Origin of the sequence: Sphingomonas sp. TREG-RG-20F-R18-01, from assembly GCF_022662475.1 — a bacterium.
GTDB lineage: Bacteria > Pseudomonadota > Alphaproteobacteria > Sphingomonadales > Sphingomonadaceae > Sphingomonas.
On sequence record NZ_JAKNQQ010000008.1, the window covers coordinates 77,772 to 93,882 of the forward strand.

14 protein-coding genes are annotated in these 16,111 nt (G+C 69.9%); 7 read left to right on the forward strand and 7 right to left on the reverse strand.

Going from position 1 to position 16,111, the window contains the following annotated elements; genetic code table 11:
- Window positions 1-72 precede the first annotated feature (72 nt).
- Genes L8K25_RS18040 through L8K25_RS18050 form a run of 3 tightly spaced genes read left to right on the forward strand, consistent with a single transcriptional unit; the run spans window position 73 to window position 4,303 of the window.
- Window positions 73-1,734 (forward strand): MFS transporter, encoded by a 1,662-nt coding sequence (locus L8K25_RS18040; RefSeq protein ID WP_242140386.1) that lies wholly within the window; start codon window positions 73-75, stop codon window positions 1,732-1,734.
- Window positions 1,731-2,918 carry an HlyD family secretion protein gene (locus L8K25_RS18045; protein ID WP_242140387.1) on the forward strand — a complete coding sequence of 396 codons (1,188 nt, stop codon included), beginning with the start codon at window positions 1,731-1,733 and terminating at the stop codon, window positions 2,916-2,918. The genes L8K25_RS18040 and L8K25_RS18045 overlap by 4 nt, the downstream gene beginning before the upstream one ends.
- Entirely contained in the window at window positions 2,915-4,303 is a 1,389-nt protein-coding gene (locus tag L8K25_RS18050; RefSeq protein ID WP_242140388.1) for an efflux transporter outer membrane subunit, read from the forward strand. Before L8K25_RS18045 ends, L8K25_RS18050 begins: the two co-directional genes overlap by 4 nt.
- A 63-nt stretch (window positions 4,304-4,366) precedes the next feature.
- Here the strand turns inward: L8K25_RS18050 and L8K25_RS18055 are convergent, their stop codons facing one another.
- Window positions 4,367-5,323, reverse strand: a complete 957-nt coding sequence (locus L8K25_RS18055) for a Gfo/Idh/MocA family oxidoreductase (protein WP_242140389.1) — start codon at window positions 5,321-5,323, stop codon at window positions 4,367-4,369.
- Between the two features lie 56 nt (window positions 5,324-5,379).
- Window positions 5,380-6,138 carry a FadR/GntR family transcriptional regulator gene (locus L8K25_RS18060; protein WP_242140390.1) on the reverse strand — a complete coding sequence of 253 codons (759 nt, stop codon included), beginning with the start codon at window positions 6,136-6,138 and terminating at the stop codon, window positions 5,380-5,382.
- 165 nt (window positions 6,139-6,303) lie between these two features.
- Between L8K25_RS18060 and L8K25_RS18065 the strand changes: the two genes are divergently transcribed.
- The 4 genes from L8K25_RS18065 to L8K25_RS18080 all read left to right on the forward strand — a co-directional run bounded on the left by L8K25_RS18065 (window position 6,304) and on the right by L8K25_RS18080 (window position 9,424).
- A complete protein-coding gene (locus L8K25_RS18065; RefSeq protein ID WP_242140391.1) occupies window positions 6,304-7,200 on the forward strand; it encodes a 2-dehydro-3-deoxygalactonokinase in 897 nt (298 codons plus the stop codon).
- 4 nt (window positions 7,201-7,204) lie between these two features.
- Window positions 7,205-7,831 (forward strand): 2-dehydro-3-deoxy-6-phosphogalactonate aldolase, encoded by a 627-nt coding sequence (locus L8K25_RS18070; RefSeq protein ID WP_242140392.1) that lies wholly within the window; start codon window positions 7,205-7,207, stop codon window positions 7,829-7,831.
- A 241-nt stretch (window positions 7,832-8,072) separates the two neighbouring features.
- Complete coding sequence (locus L8K25_RS18075) at window positions 8,073-8,537, forward strand: MaoC family dehydratase (protein WP_242140393.1); 465 nt, start codon at window positions 8,073-8,075, stop codon at window positions 8,535-8,537.
- Complete coding sequence (locus L8K25_RS18080) at window positions 8,534-9,424, forward strand: CoA ester lyase (protein WP_242140394.1); 891 nt, start codon at window positions 8,534-8,536, stop codon at window positions 9,422-9,424. Before L8K25_RS18075 ends, L8K25_RS18080 begins: the two co-directional genes overlap by 4 nt.
- Before the next feature lie 114 nt (window positions 9,425-9,538).
- Here L8K25_RS18080 and L8K25_RS18085 read toward each other — a convergent pair whose 3' ends face one another.
- The 5 genes from L8K25_RS18085 to L8K25_RS18105 form a co-directional block, all read right to left on the reverse strand.
- The gene (locus L8K25_RS18085) at window positions 9,539-10,834 is read right to left on the reverse strand and encodes a dipeptidase (protein ID WP_242140395.1); all 1,296 of its coding nucleotides are present in this window, start codon (window positions 10,832-10,834) and stop codon (window positions 9,539-9,541) included.
- Window positions 10,835-11,025: 191 nt separating this feature from the next.
- The gene (locus L8K25_RS18090; RefSeq protein WP_242140439.1) at window positions 11,026-12,360 is read right to left on the reverse strand and encodes a sorbosone dehydrogenase family protein; all 1,335 of its coding nucleotides are present in this window, start codon (window positions 12,358-12,360) and stop codon (window positions 11,026-11,028) included.
- A complete protein-coding gene (locus L8K25_RS18095; RefSeq protein ID WP_242140396.1) occupies window positions 12,360-12,809 on the reverse strand; it encodes a DUF2231 domain-containing protein in 450 nt (149 codons plus the stop codon). The genes L8K25_RS18090 and L8K25_RS18095 overlap by 1 nt, the downstream gene beginning before the upstream one ends.
- A 96-nt stretch (window positions 12,810-12,905) precedes the next feature.
- The gene (locus L8K25_RS18100) at window positions 12,906-14,687 is read right to left on the reverse strand and encodes an SLC13 family permease (protein WP_242140397.1); all 1,782 of its coding nucleotides are present in this window, start codon (window positions 14,685-14,687) and stop codon (window positions 12,906-12,908) included.
- Between the two features lie 176 nt (window positions 14,688-14,863).
- A complete protein-coding gene (locus L8K25_RS18105; RefSeq protein WP_242140398.1) occupies window positions 14,864-16,090 on the reverse strand; it encodes an SGNH/GDSL hydrolase family protein in 1,227 nt (408 codons plus the stop codon).
- Between the last annotated feature and the right edge of the window lie 21 nt (window positions 16,091-16,111).

Below are 16,111 nucleotides of genomic sequence, written 5' to 3' on the forward strand. Positions count from 1 at the left end.
AATCTTTTTGCCGGGTCCGCTCCACCACAAGCACGGATTGATCCTTCGGCCGGGTCGCGCGTAGGATTAGCGATGGCCGCCAGTCGTATTCGCCGTTTCCTGACAGAGGAACAATGGACGTTCGCGCCGCACGAGCGCCCGGCCTTGCCGGGGTCGCCGGCGTCGCCCGAGCACAGCAATGCGGTGCGGCTGGCCTATGGCGCGATCGCGGTGCTGGTCGGGCTGACCGGCGGGCTCGGGACGGCGCTGATTTCGGTCAATACGACTACGTTGCAGGGGGCGCTCGGGTTCGATCCGACCGAGATCGCTTGGCTGCCGACCGTGTATGTCATGACCAACGCGTCGATGAACCTGCTGCTGATCAAGTTCCGCCAGCAATACGGGATGCGGCCGTTCACGATCCTTTTCCTCGGCCTGTACGTGCTGCTCGCCTTCGGGCATCTGTTCGTCCACGGCCTGGGTTCGGCGATCGCGGTGCGTGCGGCGAGCGGCATGGCGGGGGCGGCGCTCAGTTCGCTCAGCCTCTATTACATGATGCAGGCGCTGCCGACGAAATGGCGGCTGCGCGCGCTGGTCATCGGGATCGGGATCCCGCAATGCGCGACGCCGCTCGCGCGGCTGTTCTCCCCCGACCTGCTCGCGATGTCGCAGTGGCGGGCGCTGTACCAGTTCGAATTCGGGCTCGCGCTGCTGTCGCTGGTCGCGGTCAGCCTGTTGCGCCTGCCGCCGACCGAGCGGAAACCCGCGTTCGAGCCGATGGATTTCCTCACCTTCACCCTGTTCGCGACCGCGATCGCGTTGTTCTCCGCGGTGCTGGGGCAGGGGCGGATCGTGTGGTGGTTCGAGGCGCCGTGGATCGGCTGGTCGCTGGTCATCGCGATCCCGCTGCTCGCGGCCGCGCTGGTGATCGAGCATGGCCGCGCCAACCCGTTGCTCAATACGCGCTGGCTGGGAAGCGCCGATATCGTGCGCTTCACCATCGTCACGCTGATGGCGCGGCTCGTGCTGTCCGAACAGACCTATGCCGCGGTCGGGCTGCTGACCGTGCTGGGGCAGAACAACGACCAGTTCGGCACGCTGTTCGTGATCATCTTCGTCGCCTCGGTCGCGGGCGTCATCGCCAGCGCGGTGACGCTCGACGTCAACCGCCTGGCGCATCCGGTGATGCTCGCGATCGGGCTGGTGGCGGTGGCGGCGTTCGTGGATTCGCGCTCGACCAGCCTGACCCGGCCGGAACAGCTCTATGGCACCCAGGCGGTGATCGCCTTCGCTGGCACGTTCTTCCTCGGGCCGTCGCTGCTGTTCGGCATGACGCGCGCGCTGCAGGCGGGGGCGGGGCACATCATCAGCTTCCTCGCGCTGTTCGGAATGGTCAATTCGCTCGGCAGCCTCGGCGGGGCGGCACTGCTCGGCACCTATCAGACGATTGCCGAAAAGGCGCACAGCGCGGCGATCGTCCAGTCGATCGACCCGACCGACCCGATCGTCACCGCGCGGATCGCGGCGGGCGGCGGCGCGGTCGGGCGCGTGATCGGCGACCCGACGTTGCGCTCCGCCGAGGGCAGCGCGCTGCTCGCGCAGACCGCGACGCGCGAGGCCAACGTGCTGGCCTATGACGACACCTTCCGGCTGGTGGCGATCCTTGCCGGGTTGACCACGGCTTATCTCGCCATTCTATTGATCCGTCGCGAACGGCGCCTGCGCCGTGCCGCGCCTGCCGGGGTTCCCGCATGACCGACACGCGCCAGCCACCCGCCGCCAGCCCGGTCGCGGCGGAACCCGTCACCGAGGCGCGCGCCGCGGAAGCGACCGCTGGGGCAGGGACGTCCGCCGCGGCCGCCGCCGCGCCGGTCGGTTCCGGCTGGCGGCCACCGCGTCCCTCGCGCAGCGCGTTGATCGTCGCGTTCGTGCTCACGACGATCGGCGTCGGCGCGGTGCTGTCCGCCTGGCGCCTGCCGCCGTTCGCGACCGCAACCGAGGCGACCGACAACGCCTATGTCCGGGGCCGCACGACGGTCATCAGCCCGCAGGTCAGCGGGTATGTGACCGCGGTGCTGGAACGCGACTTCGCGACCGTGACGCAAGGGCAGCCGCTCGTCCGGATCGACGACCGGATCTACCGCCAGCGCGTCGACCAGGCGAAGGCGCAGGTCGCCGCGCAACAGGCGACGCTTGCCAACAGCGACCAGACCGCGCGTGCGCGCGCCGCCAGCCTGCAGGCGCAGGACGCGGCGGTCGCCAATGCCAAGGCGCAGCTGCTCCGCGCGCAGGCCGACATGAACCGCGTCAACGACCTCGTCACCGACGGGTCGGTGTCGCTGCGCGAACGCGACCAGACGCTCGCCGCGCTGCGACAGGCCGAGGCGGGCGTGCTGCAGGCGAATGCCGCACGCGAGATCGCGCGGCAGGACATCCGCACGGTCGAGGTCGGGCGCGGCGGGCAGCGCGCGGGCGTCAGCGGCACCGATGCGGCACAGCGGCTCGCGCAGATCGATTTCGACAACACGATCGTGCGCGCGCCCGAAAGTGGCCGGCTGAGCGAAGTCGGCGTGCGCGTCGGCCAATATGTGACGGCCGGATCGCAGCTGATGTTCCTGGTCCCGCCCGAAACCTGGGTCATCGCCAATTTCAAGGAAGCGCAGACCGCGCGGATGGCGGTCGGCCAGCCCGCGAGTTTCACCGTCGACGGCCTCGCCAACGCCCGCCTGACCGGCCATGTCGAGCGGCTGTCGCCTGCGGCTGGCTCCGAATTCGCGGTGCTCAAGGCGGACAATGCGACCGGCAACTTCACCAAGGTGCCGCAGCGGATCGCGGTGCGGATCAAGATCGATCCGGGCCAGGCGCTGGCCGGACGATTGCGGCCGGGCATGTCGGTGCAGGCGCGGGTCGATACCTCGTCCGGGCCGAAGATTCGATGAAGCGCATCGCTGGACTGCTCGCGGGTGCCTTCGCCGTGGGGGGATGTCTCGGACCCCGCCCCGTGGCGCCGGCAACGACGGCGGTCGTCCCGCCGCCCGCCTGGCGGACGGCGCTCCCTGCAAGCGGGGCGGTCCGGACGGATTGGTGGAGCGCGTTCGGCGACCCGGTGCTGACCCAGCTGATCGAACGCGCGATCGCCAACAGCCCGGATCTCGGGGCCGCCGCGGCGCGGGTGGACGAGGCGCGCGCGCTGCAGCGGCTTGCCCGGGCGCAGCTCGCGCCGTCGGTCAGCGCCGGGCTGCCGACGTCCGATGCCCGCGCGCTCAACGCCTTCGGCGTGGCGACCACCAATGTCGCGGCGCAGCCGTCGGTGTCGGTCAGCTATGACCCCGACCTGTTCGGCCGGCTGCGCAATGCCAGTGCCGCGGCGCGCGCGCAGTTGCTCGCCAGCGAGGGGGCGCGCGATGGCGTGCGGCTCGGGCTCGTGAGCAGCGTCGCGACCGGTTACATCACCTTGCGCGCGCTCGACGCACGGCTTGCGGTGGCGCGCGATACGCTCGCGGCGCGCGGCGACGGGCTGCGCATCGCGCGGCGGCGGGCGGAGACGGGCTACACCTCCAACCTCGAACTGCATCAGGCCGAAGGCGAATATCGCGCGACCGAGCAGCTCATTCCGCAAGCCCAGCTCGCGATCGCGCGGCAGGAGGATGCGCTCGCGCTGCTGCTCGGCGAGACCCCGCGCGCGATCCTGCGCGGCGCGGCGCTGACCGCCTTGCGCACGCCGCCGATCCCGGCCGGGCTTCCCGCCGGCCTGCTGCGCCGGCGCCCGGATCTGTACCAGGCGGAACAGACGCTGGTCGCGGCCGACCGCAGCCTCGACAGTGCGCGCGCGGCCTTGCTGCCGAACATCGCGCTGACCGGGTCGGTCGGCGTGATCCTGACGACCGCACTGTCCAATCCGGTCGGGGTGTTTTCGCTCGGCGGGAGCGTCTTGTCGCCGCTGTTCGATGGCGGACGGCTGCGCGCCAATGCCGATGCGACGATCGCACGCCGCGACCAGGCGGCATTCGCCTATCGCCGCGCGGCGCTGACGGCCTTCCGCGAAGTCGACGACAGCCTCGCGGGCGTGCAGCGCTCTGGCGAGCAGGCGGTCGCGATCCGCGGGCAGCGCGATGCGCTGGCGGCGGCGCTGCGCAATGCGTCGAACCGGTATCGCGCGGGCTATTCGTCCTATCTCGACCAGCTCGATACGCAGCGCGGGCTGCTTACCGCCGAACTCGCGCTGGTGCAGGCGAACGCGGATCGCCTGACGTCCTACGTTTCGCTGTACCAGGCGATGGGCGGCGGCTGGAGCGAGGCCGATATCGCTCCGGTCCGCCGGTAGCGCGCGTCATCACGCCGACCACGCGGTCGGATCAGCCATGCTCGGGCGACCCGGTGGATCGGGTCAGAACGCGAAGGGGGCCACCACCTCGCGTTCGGCGACGCGGATCGCGTCCTCGACCAGGCGCAAGGGCGCGAGATCGGCGTCCGACGTGCCATCCGCGACGATCTGCGCAAAGCGCGCGTAGAGGGCGCGATATTCGCCATTGTCCGCCCGGCGGGGCGCCTCGCCGTCGATCGCGATCGTCGCGCCGCCGTCGCTGAGCACCAGCGTGCCGCGATCGGTATCGACCCGAATGTCCCAGCTTTGCGGCCCGGTCTGCAGGAAGTCGAAGTCGGCCGCGATCCGTGCGTCCCCCGATACCAGCGCCAGCCGGGCTGCGATCGGCGCGGCGCGACCTTCGGGGATCGCGATGTGCGCGGTTTCCACGCGGACCGGATCGGGCAGGATCTCGGTCAGGATCGACAGCGCGTTGATACCGGGATCGAACACGCCGAACCCGTTGGCGGCGAGGATCCATTCCTGCCCCGGGTGCCAGCGGCGGATGTCTTCCTTCCACGTGATGGTCACTTGCGCGACCTGCCGTTCCGCGATCCAGCCGCGCGCCTCCGCCACGGCGGCGGCCTCGCGCGAATGCCACGTCGCCATCAGCGGGGTCCCGGACGCGGCGGCGTGCGCGACGATCCCCTCGGCCTGCGCCAGCGTCGCGGCGGTCGGTTTCTCGAGCAGCACCGCGAGCCCGGCATCGATCGCGGCCGTCGCGATCCCGGCGCGCAGCCCGGGCGGCGTGCAGATCGCAACCGCGTCCAGGTCGGGCATGCCCGCCAGCATGGCCGCGAAATCGCCGAAGGCGGGGACTCCGTCGAGGCTGCCGTGCGGGTCCGCGGTTGCCGCCAGAACGAAGGCCGGGTTCGCCATGATCGCGGGAACATGCTGATCGCGCGCGATCTTTCCGATACCGACGATCCCGAGGCGAATGGGCCCATGACGCGGCGGGGCGGGGTCTGTCGCGGTGGTCATGGCAGCTCTCGTGTTTTGTATGATGAATGGGCTGATAGAAGGCGGATGCGATGGCATCAAGCCGTCGGCGCGATGTCGTCCCCGTCGCCTTGTTCGATCAGCGCGAGCACGTCGCCGATCAGATGCTGCATCGCGGCGCGCGCGGCATCGGCATCGCGCGCGACGATCGCGTCGCGGACCGCGGCGTGATCGGCGATGCTCGCGGTCCGCCCCTTGATGCGGTTGGTGAAGCGGATCGACGTGCGCAGGGCGGTTGCCACGACCTCGCGAAACTGGCCGTAGAACGGGTTTCGCGAGGCCTGCAGGATGGCGATGTGAAAGGCGATGTCAGCGTCCAGCGGATCGTCCGCCGCCTGGTCCGCCGCGATCATCCGGGCGAGCCCGGCGTCGATCCGGTGGAGATCCCGGCTGTCCCCGAACCGCGCGGCGAGTGCCGCCGCCTCTGGCTCGATCGCGATTCGCAACTGGCTGAACTGGCGCAGCAGATCGACCGAAAAGGTCCGCTCGAGCAGCCAGCGCAGCACGTCGGGGTCGAACAGGTTCCACGTCTCGGCGGGCCGGACGACGGTCCCCTGGCGCGGGCGCGCGCTGAGCAGGCCCTTGGCGGTGAGCATCTTGACCGCCTCGCGCGTGACCGAGCGGCTGACGCCGTGCGTCTGCGCAAGCTGCGCCTCGGTCGGAAAGGACGTCGTCTCGTAAACCCCGGTGACGATATCACGACCGATCGTGTCGAGCAGTCGGTAGGTCAGGTTTCGCGAGGGCGCGGCGGGCGCGGCGGCCGGCGGGGCGGCGGGAGGGGGCGTTACGGGAACCATAGCGCGCCATTCTGGCCCTTCGCGACCGTCCTGTCACGGCCCGGTCACGACGGTGGCGGCTGGACAAGACCAATAAGTCAGATAAATACCCGGAGCATTCCGCCATCGCCGATGTAGCGCCGGTGGCCTTGCCGGCATCCGCGCCGGCGCACAGGAGTCGAAGCGTTGACCGTGCCGATAGCGCAACCGTTCGGGGACGCCTTCCTCGCCGTCGATTGGGGCACGACCAACCGTCGTGTCTACCGCATCGAGGCGGGACACGTCGTCGCTACCGATCGCGATGCGCGCGGCGTGACCGCGATCGCGCGGGACGGCTTTCCCGCCGCGGTCGCGGAGATCCGCACGCGCTTCGGGGACCTGCCGATGCTGCTCGCCGGGATGGTGGGCTCGACGATCGGATGGCGCGACGTGCCTTATGTCATGGTGCCTGCGGGGTTCGCCGGGATCGCGCGCGGGCTGGCATGGATCGACGCGCGGACCGCGATCGTCCCGGGGCTTTCGGTGCTCGCGGACGGGCGCGCCGACGTGATGCGCGGCGAGGAGGTCCAGTTGCTCGGCGCGGTCGCGGCGGGGCTGGTGCCGGCCGACGGACTGCTGTGCCAGCCCGGCACGCATTGCAAATGGGCGCGGGTCGAGGCGAGCGTGGTGGTCGACTTCACCACCGCGATGACCGGCGAGCTGTTCGCGCTGCTGCGCGGGCACGGGCTGTTGTCGACGCAACTGGCCGGTGCGGTCTCGCCGGGGGCAGCGTTCCGCGACGGCGTCGAGGCCGGCAAGCGGCGCGACCTGTCCGCCGCGTTGTTCGGGATCCGCGCGAGCAAGCTGCTCGGCCAGCGCGACGATGCGGATGCCCCGTCTTACGCCAGCGGGTTGCTGATCGGCAGCGACGTTGCGGTGCGGCTGGCAAGCGGGGCCGGCGACGTCCATATCCTGTCCGACCCCGATCTGGGCGGACTTTATGCGATTGCGGTCGCGGCGAATGGGGGCACGCCGCACGTGGTCGACAGCCACGCTGCCTTCGCCGCCGGCATCATCGCGCTGTCGCGCGCGCTTGGAGAATGATCGCATGACCATGGTTTCCGATTTCGACGCCGCCTTCGCGCGCTGCCCGCTGGTTGCGATCCTCCGCGGGGTCCGCCCCGACGCGGTCGAGGCGATCGGCGAGGCGCTGGTCGATGCGGGCTTCACGCTGATCGAAGTGCCGATGAACTCCCCGGACCCGCTCGAAAGCGTGGCGCGGCTGGCGAAGCGGTTCGGAGGGCGCGCGATCATCGGCGCGGGGACGGTGCTCGATACCGACACCGTTGCGGCGGTGCAGGCGGCGGGCGGGACCATGGTGATCTCCCCCAACATGAACCCGCGCGTGATCGCGGCGACCGCGGCGGCGGGGCTGGTCTCGCTCCCCGGCATCGCCACCCCGAGCGAGGCGTTCGCCGCGCTCGAGGCGGGCGCGACCGCGCTCAAGCTGTTCCCGGCGGAAGCCGCGAGCCCGGTCGTGCTCAAGGCAATGCGCGCGGTGTTGCCGAAAACGGTGCGCGTGCTTCCGGTCGGCGGGATCACGCCCGAGGGGATGGCGCCGTGGACCGCGGCGGGCGCTGCGGGCTTCGGTCTGGGCGGCGCGCTCTATTCGGTCGGTGCGACGGCGGAGCAGGTCGGCGCCAACGCGCGCGCCTTCATCGCCGCGCTGCAGTAACCACGCCGTTCGACTCCTTATCCGTCACCCCGGCGAAGGCCGGGGCCGTCTCGTCACCCTGGCGCAGCCGGATGGCGGAATGCGGTACCGCGGGTCGCGTCCCTCGACCTGGCGGCCCCGGCCTGCGCCGGGGTGACGGACGGGGAAGTCTTCGTCCCCTAGCCCTTCCCGAAATCGCTGGTATGGCCGTCCCCGTAACACGGACAGGCCCGGCACAGGGCGGTAGAGGGAGCGGCAGGCGATGGCGGGATTGTGGTTCGAGCAGCTGAAGGTCGGGCAGACCTTCGCGCATGCGATCCGGCGGACGGTGACCGAGACCGACAACCTGCTGTTCTCGACGCTGACGCACAATCCCGCGCAGCTCCACCTCGATGCCGAATATATGAAGACCAGCGACTATGGCCGGATCATCGTCAACTCGACCTTCACGCTGGGGCTGATGGTCGGCGTGTCGGTCGGCGACACGACGCTCGGCACCGCGGTCGCCAATCTCGGGTGGGACGAGGTGCGCTTTCCCGCCCCCGTCTTCATCGGCGATACGCTGCGGATCGAGACCGAGGTCGTCGACCTGCGCGAGTCCCGCTCGCGCCCCGACGCGGGGATCGTCACCTTCGTCCACCGCGCGTTCAACCAGCGCGACGAACTCGTCGCGACGTGCAAGCGCACCGGCCTCCAGCGCAAGACCCCCGTGGGGGACGCGGCATGATCGACCTGCGCTCGTGGCTGTTCATCCCCGGCGACAGCGAGAAGAAGCTCGCCAAGGCGGATGGCACCGGCGCGGACGCGCTGATCTTCGATCTCGAGGATTCGGTCGCGCCCGAGAACAAGGCGCGCGGGCGGGATCTCGTCGCCGGATTGTTGGGGGATCGGCCGCAGGAAGCCCGCACCAGCCAGTTGTGGGTGCGGGTCAACCCGCTCGACAGCGGGATGGTGCTCGACGATCTCGTCGCGGTGGTCGCGGCGGCGCCGGATGGGGTGATGCTGCCGAAATGCGCCGGACCCGCCGACATCGCACAGCTGTCCTTCTATCTCGACGCGTTCGAGGCGCAGGCGGGGCTGGCCGCCGGATCGATTGCTATCCTGCCCGTCGCGACCGAGACCGCCGCCGCGCCGTTCACGCTCGGGGACTATGCGAAGGTGCCGCAGCCGCGGCTCGCCGGGCTGACGTGGGGGGCGGAGGATCTGGCGGCGGCGCTGGGGGCGTCGACCAATCTCGATCCGGCGGGCGGCTGGGCACTGACCTATCGCACCGTGCGGACGCTGACGCTGCTCGGCGCGAAGGCGGCGTCGGTGCAGGCGGTCGACACGTTGTACGTCGATTTCCGCGACGAGGCGGGGTTGCGCGCCGCCTCGCGCGCGTCGCGGGCGGAGGGGTTTACCGGGCGACTCGCGATCCACCCGGCGCAGGTCGCCGCGATCAACGAGAGCTATCTGCCGGCCGCGGAAGAAGTCGCGTTCGCCGAGCGGGTCGTGGCGGCATTCGATGCGGCGGGCGGCGCGGGGACGGTCGGGCTCGACGGGCGGATGCTCGACATCCCGCATCTGAAACAGGCGCGCGCGGTGCTGGCCAAGGCGGCGGCGTACGGGGGGTAACGCCGCGCAACTGTTCCTTGGACCGGGCGGGATGCGCGAGGCGGGAGCGACCCGTACCTTCTGGTCCGACACCCCGACCCAACGGGAGGGGAGGCATGCAAGCGCCCTGCAACGCTACCGCGCGGAAGTGCCGCGCGCATCCATCCCGGCCGGGGTCCCCGTCGCCGGCAACGTTCCCGACATCGATTGCGCCACTCGCTCTGCCGTCGCCATCACGCGCAGCACATTGCCGCCAGCGAGCTTCGCGACATCGCCGTCGCTCCATCCGCGCCGCATCAATTCCGCGAGGAGCGCAGGGTAGGTCGAGACGTCGTCCAGTCCTTCGGGCAACACGCTCCCAACCCCGTCGAAGTCCGATCCGATTCCGACATGATCGACTCCTGCGACGTCCGCGACATGCACGATATGGTCGGCCACCTGCGCCAGCGTGACACGCGGCGCGGGATGTTGCGCCTGCCAGTCCTGCAACGCCGCTTTCGCCTTTTCGGGCTGCCCGATCAGCAGGCCACCGAAGGGCGGCGCGTTGAGCCGGGTCTTTTCGGCCGCCAGCTCGGCCGACCAGCGGCGATAGGCGTCCGACACGTAATTGGGGGCGAAATCGACCATCACCACGCCGCCATTGGCCGCGACGAGCCGCAACACCGCATCGGACACGTTGCGAGGATGATCGTTCACCGCGCGCGCCCCGGAGTGCGAGAAGATCACCGGCGCCTTCGTCACGCGCAGCGCGTCGCGCATCGTATCCTCGCTGACGTGGCTGAGATCGACCAGCATTCCCAGCCGGTTGAGCTCGCCGACCACGGCCTCGCCGAACGCGGTGAGCCCGCCATGGCGTGGATCGTCGGTCGCCGAATCCGCCCATTCGATCGTGCGCGAATGGGTGAGGGTCAGATACCCCGCGCCGAGATCGTGATAGGCGCGCAGAACCGACAGGCTCCCGTCGATCTGCCCCCCGCCCTCGACCCCGATCAACGAGGCGATCCGGCCGCTCCGGTGAATGCGGCGGACGTCGTCGGCAGTGCGCGCGAGCGCGAGATCCTTGGGGTAGCGCGCGACCATCGTGTGGACGAAATCGATCTGCTCGAGCGTCTGCTTGACCTGTTCGAGCCCGGGAAGCGCGGCGTCGACATAGACCGACCAGAATTGCCCGCCGACCCCGCCGCTCCGGAGCCGCGCGATATCGGTGTCGTATCGGGGGGTGCGCCGATCGAGCCCGGCAGCGAGATCGATGCTCCAGCGCTGCTCGCCCTCGCGGTCGCGGAGCGTTTCGGGCCAGTCGTTGTGCCCGTCGATCAGTGGCGTCGTGCGAAGGACGCGGGCGACGCGCGTATCGTACCCGTCGGCGAGAGCAGGCGTTGCAAGCAGCATCGTGGCAAGGAGGGCGAGGGCGGTACGGGTGCGCGGCTGCATGGTCGGGTCCTTCCCGGGGAAGGACCCGTGGTAACCCACGGTGCGCGAGCGGCAAGCGGCAAACGCCCGGCGTCCCCCGTGCAGGCCCGGCCGGGTGGCAAGACGATCGCGGGCATGCGGTGTCCCGGCTTCCCTCGACCGGCGCACCCGGCGACGGCCTCCGCCGGGGAGGCCGTCGCGATGCAGCCCCGTTACCGCAGGGAAGCGGTCGCCACCGGCGGCGTCTTGGCGGTCACCCGCCATACGGTGTTGCCAAGATCGTCCGCGATCAGCAGCGCACCCGACTTGTCGACCGCCAGCCCGACCGGGCGCCCGCGCGCCTTGCCGTTCGGGCCGACGAAGCCGGTCACGACATCCTGCGCCTTGCCGTTGGGCTTGCCGCCTGCAAACGGGACGTAGACGACCTTATAGCCGTTGAGGTTGCCGCGATCCCAACTGCCGTGTTCGGCGACGAACGCGCCGCCTTGATACGCCCCGGGTAGATTGGTCGCGGCGTAGAACACCATCCCGAGCGGGGCGACATGGGAGCTGAGGCCGTAGTCGGGCAGGATCGCCTTCTTCACCAGATCAGGGCGTTGCGGCATCACGCGCGGATCGACGTGCTGGCCCCAGAAGCTGTACGGCCATCCGTAGAACGCGCCGTCCTTCACCGAAGTCATGTAATCGGGCACGAGATCCGGGCCGATCTCGTCGCGCTCGTTGATCACGGCCCACAGCTGCCCGCTGGTGGGGTTGAAGGTCAGGCCGTTGGGGTTGCGCAATCCGGTCGCGAACAACCGCGATGCGCCGTTGGTGCGATCGACTTCCCAGATCGCGGCACGGTTCTTCTCCGCCTCGATCCCGTTTTCGGTGATGTTGCTGTTCGATCCGACGCCGACGTACAGCTTGGTCCCATCGGGGCTGGCGACGAGGCTCTTGGTCCAGTGATGATCGATCGGCCCGCCGGGCAGATCGGTCAGCTTGACGCCCGGCGCGGTGATCCTGGTCTGGCCCGTGACATAGGGGAAACGCAGGATCGCATCGGTGTTCGCCACGTACAGGTCGCCGCCGACCAGCGTGATCCCGAACGGGGAATTCAGGTGGTCGAGAAACACGGTGCGGACGTCCGGCTTGCCGTCGCCATTGGTGTCGCGCAACAGGGTGACGCGGTTGCCGCCCTTCGCACCGGCACCGGCATAGCTCTGCACCAGGCCCATGATCAGTTCCTTGGGCCGCTTGACCGGCGCGCTGCCCGGGCCGTTTGCCTCGACCACGAGCACGTCGCCATTCGGCAGGACAAACGGCTGGCGCGGATGCGCAAGACCGGTGGCGAGCGCGGTGATCTGCAGGCCGGGGGCGACCGTCGGGGTCTCGCCGCCCGTCCACGAGCTGGCGGGCGCGACGTGCATCGGCGGGAGCAGATACTGGTTGATCGCGGGCAGCGTCGGATTCGCACCGATCTGCTTGTCGGTGGAGCCGCCGGCCCCGCCGCAGGAGGCAAGCGCCAGGGTCGTCGCGCCGAGGACCAGCGTGGGAAGAATGCGCATCATGCGGCTCCTACGGGATAGCGATGGGCGACCGACGTGCCGGTCCAGCTCGAGACGATCACCAGCACGGCGACGATCGCCGACAGCAGGATCCCGGTCGGCATGACCGACGTATACGCATCGCGGCTGTGGATGAACGCGTTGACCGTGCCGAGCACCAGCACGACAATGTTGAGCAGGCTGTGGAACCACGGCCGCGGCGCCCGCCGCGCGCGACGGTTGCGCGCAAAGTCGACGATCCCGGCAATCGCCGCGAGCACGCCCATGATCAGGCCGCCGGTGATCAGCCAGACCGAGAAGTTCGCCCACATCATTTCGGCAGTATTGACGTAGGTGAGGTCGGTCACGAACGCGGTCGTGAAGAACGCGAGTGGGAACGCCGCGAGTACCGAGTGGATGGGATGGGGTGCGCTTGCCATCGGCATATCGCGCACGTCTTGCTGAGCCATAGTCTGCAATCCTTCGAAGGTGTGCGAGATACGCCCCGCGCGCCCGAGTGTTCCGTCCCTGCAACGATTACGCGCGTATTCCAGGGCGTTACCGCCTCAGCCGCCCGCCATCGGCCAGAAGAAGGCGATCAGCGGTACGCCGAACCCGATCACCACCAGCGACAGCGGCAGGCCCAGCCGCCAGTAATCTCCGAACCGGTAGCCCCCCGGGCCCATCACCAGCGTGTTGCACTGGTGGCCGATCGGCGTGAGGAAGTCGCAGCCCGCCCCGGTCGCGACCGCCATCAGGAACGGATCGGGATTGAGGTGGAGTTGCTTGGCGACCAGCACCGCGATTGGCCCGAGCACCAGCACCGTCGGGGCATTGTGCAGGAAGGGCGAGCAGGCCATCGCCGTGACGAGCAGCACGCCGAGCACGATAATCGGAGCGACCCCGGTCAGCGCATGCGCGAGCCCCGCGGCGATCAGCCCGGTCCCGCCCGTATGCTGTACCGCCTCGCTGATCGGGGTCAGCGCGCCGATCAGGATCAGCACTTCGGGTTCGAGGGCGCCGTACGCTTCGCGCATCGGCAGCGCGCCGATCAGCACGACCGCCACCGCCGCGCCGAAAAAGCCGCCGACGACGGGCACGACCTTGAACGCGATCAGCAGGATCGCGACCGCCAGCACCAGGATCGGACCATATTTCTGGCGCGGGCTGCCGAGCTTTACCGCGCGTTCGGCGAGCGGCAGCAGCGACTGGCTGCGCACGAATTCGGGAAGGGCCGTATCGTTCGCCCGGATCAGCAGCAGGTCGCCCGCCCGCAGCGTCACTTCGCGCAGGCGTTGCGTGATCCGTTCATTGCGGCGGCCGACGGCGAGGAGCTTCACGCCGAAATCGTCCTGCAACCGTGCGCGCTGCGCGGACTGGCCGATCAACGGGGAGTCCGGCTGGATCACGGTTTCGATCGAGCGCACCTCGGTATGCGCCTCGGCGCTTTCGAGCGCGTGCTCGGACCGCGCGGGCAGCAACGGCAGGCGCGCGAACATGGCCGCGAGACCTTCGTCGTCCCCCTCCAGCAACAGGATCTCGCCCGGAACGAGCCGGGTGTCGGGCCCGGCGGGCAAACGCCGGCCATCCGCGCATTCCAGACCGACCACGACGATCTTGTCCTTGTCGAGCGCGAGATCCGCGATCGTGCCGAGCGTGTCGGGAAGGGTGTCCGGAACGGTCGCTTCGGTCGAATAGGCCTCTTCCGCGGTCCCGTCCTCGAGCCGTTCGCGCCCTTGCCGGTCACGCGGCAGCAGGCGCCAGCCGAGGCTGACCACGACGAAGCCAAGCAGCGTCAGGCACAGCCCGACCGGCGCGAAATCGAACATGGCGAACGGCCTGCCGACGGTTTCCTCGCGCACCTGGCTGACGATGATGTTGGTCGAGGTCCCGACCAACGTGACCAGCCCGCCGAGCAACGACATGAACGACATCGGCATCAGCAAGGCGGAGACCGAGCTGCCTTCGGTCCGCCCCAGCCGGATCGCCGTCGGCATCAGGATCGCCAGCGCGCCGACATTCTTGGTCACGATCGACAGAAGTGCGGTCGCCCCGGCGAGCGCCGGGACCTGTAGCGGCAGACTCTTCAGCCGGCCCAGCAGGGGCGCGAGCGTCGCCTCCAGCACGCCGGACTTCGCCACGGCCGCGCTCACTACCAGCGCCGAGGCGATGATCACCACGACGTCGCTGGTAAAGCCCGTGAACGCGCCCTTGATCGGGACCACCCCGACGATGACCGCGATGCACAGCGCCACCAGCGAGACGAGATCGTAGCGGAACCGCCCCCAGGCAAAGGTCACGATGGCGCCGGCGATGATGGCGAAGGACAGGATCTGGGGTGTCGTCACGGGAACGCTTCCGAAGAGGGCGACCAACGCCACACCGGGTAAGTCGCAAGGTCAAACGTCATGCCCGCGGCTAGGGTTCCGGGTTCGGCGTCCGGGGGCGTTGCCTCCGACATCCGGCCGGTGCGCGGTGGACCCTTCCGCGCTCGGTGCACCGGCGTGCTGAAGCCGGCCGAACGCTACCGGAACAGCGCCAGCGGGATCGCATCCGCCATCGCGCGATAGCCGAGCGGCGAGGGGTGGAGCCCGTCGCCGGAATCATACGCCTTGCGCAAGCGGGTCGGCGCGGCGGGATCGCGCATCAGCGCGTCGAAATCGATCACCGCATCGAAATGCCCGGGGGTGCGGACCCACGCGTTCACGGCGGCACGATCCGCCTCGTTCCGCGCATCGGGATGATAATAAGACGAGCCACCGTCGGGCAGGATCGTCGCGCCATACGCCTTGATTCCCGCGGCATGCGCCCGCGCGACGATCTGGCGGTACGATCCGATCATCCGCGCGACCAGGGCGGCGTGCGCCTCCGGCGTGACGGGCGCATCGCGGGTCAGCGTGCCGAGATCATTGATCCCTTCCAGCACGATCACATAGCGCACGCCCGGTTGCGCGACGACGTCGCGATCGAACCGGGCGAGGGCATTGGGCCCGAGCCCGTCCGACAGCAGCCGATTGCCGCCGATCCCGTGGTTGAGCACGCCGACCGGCCGCGTGCCCGCAACCGCCTGCAACCGGTTGGCGAGCAGGTCGGGCCAGCGATCGTTGCCATTGGTCGTCGCGCCATGCCCATCGGTGATCGAATCCCCGAGCGTCACGACGGCGCGGGCGCCGGCGTCCGGGGACTCGACGGCAATGCCCGCAAGCTGGAACCAATGGTCGACGGTCTGCGGGTCGCGCAGCGCCGGGTCGCCGGCATGGTTGCCATGCACCAGATAGCTGGTCGCGCGCGACCCCGGATGGCTGGTCTGGCCCTTTGGTGCCGTCGGCAGATACAGCGACACCGCGACCGATGCCAGCGCGGGCGCGTCCAGTGCCACCGGGTCGGACCAATAGCCGGCGCCCGCCGGAATCACGACGGTGGCCGCGCCGTCGAAGGTCAGGGCACGGTCGGAGCCGGGCACGATCCGCGCGCCCGATCCGGCCCGGGCCACGTGCGCCGCGTCGACCCGCAGCGGCGCGGTGCCAAAGGCATTGCTGACCAGGACGCGCAGGTGGCGGCCCCCCGTCGACAGGCGAACCACCTGCCGCAGCGTCGCGTCGCTCAGATCGGCGTCGGGAAGCGCGTTGTTTGGCTCCGGCGTCTGCTGCGACGCGGCCCAGCTGCCGAGCCACACCGTCCGCGGCGCGGGACTTGCGCCGAGCAACAACGCGCTTGCGAGGCCGATTGCGACCGTGCGGACCAATTCCATCCCAATTTCCTCTCCACGCCA

Bases quoted from the DNA above. Each gene is read 5' to 3' on its own strand.
- L8K25_RS18090 (WP_242140439.1), bottom strand. From the start codon at position 12,360: ATGCGCATTCTTCCCACGCTGGTCCTCGGCGCGACGACCCTGGCGCTT.
- L8K25_RS18050 (WP_242140388.1), top strand. From the start codon at position 2,915: ATGAAGCGCATCGCTGGACTGCTCGCGGGTGCCTTCGCCGTGGGGGGA.
- L8K25_RS18085 (WP_242140395.1), bottom strand. From the start codon at position 10,834: ATGCAGCCGCGCACCCGTACCGCCCTCGCCCTCCTTGCCACGATGCTG.
- L8K25_RS18055 (WP_242140389.1), bottom strand. From the start codon at position 5,323: ATGACCACCGCGACAGACCCCGCCCCGCCGCGTCATGGGCCCATTCGC.
- L8K25_RS18095 (WP_242140396.1), bottom strand. From the start codon at position 12,809: ATGGCTCAGCAAGACGTGCGCGATATGCCGATGGCAAGCGCACCCCAT.
- L8K25_RS18080 (WP_242140394.1), top strand. From the start codon at position 8,534: ATGATCGACCTGCGCTCGTGGCTGTTCATCCCCGGCGACAGCGAGAAG.
- L8K25_RS18075 (WP_242140393.1), top strand. From the start codon at position 8,073: ATGGCGGGATTGTGGTTCGAGCAGCTGAAGGTCGGGCAGACCTTCGCG.
- L8K25_RS18105 (WP_242140398.1), bottom strand. From the start codon at position 16,090: ATGGAATTGGTCCGCACGGTCGCAATCGGCCTCGCAAGCGCGTTGTTG.
- L8K25_RS18060 (WP_242140390.1), bottom strand. From the start codon at position 6,138: ATGGTTCCCGTAACGCCCCCTCCCGCCGCCCCGCCGGCCGCCGCGCCC.
- L8K25_RS18040 (WP_242140386.1), top strand. From the start codon at position 73: ATGGCCGCCAGTCGTATTCGCCGTTTCCTGACAGAGGAACAATGGACG.
- L8K25_RS18045 (WP_242140387.1), top strand. From the start codon at position 1,731: ATGACCGACACGCGCCAGCCACCCGCCGCCAGCCCGGTCGCGGCGGAA.
- L8K25_RS18070 (WP_242140392.1), top strand. From the start codon at position 7,205: ATGACCATGGTTTCCGATTTCGACGCCGCCTTCGCGCGCTGCCCGCTG.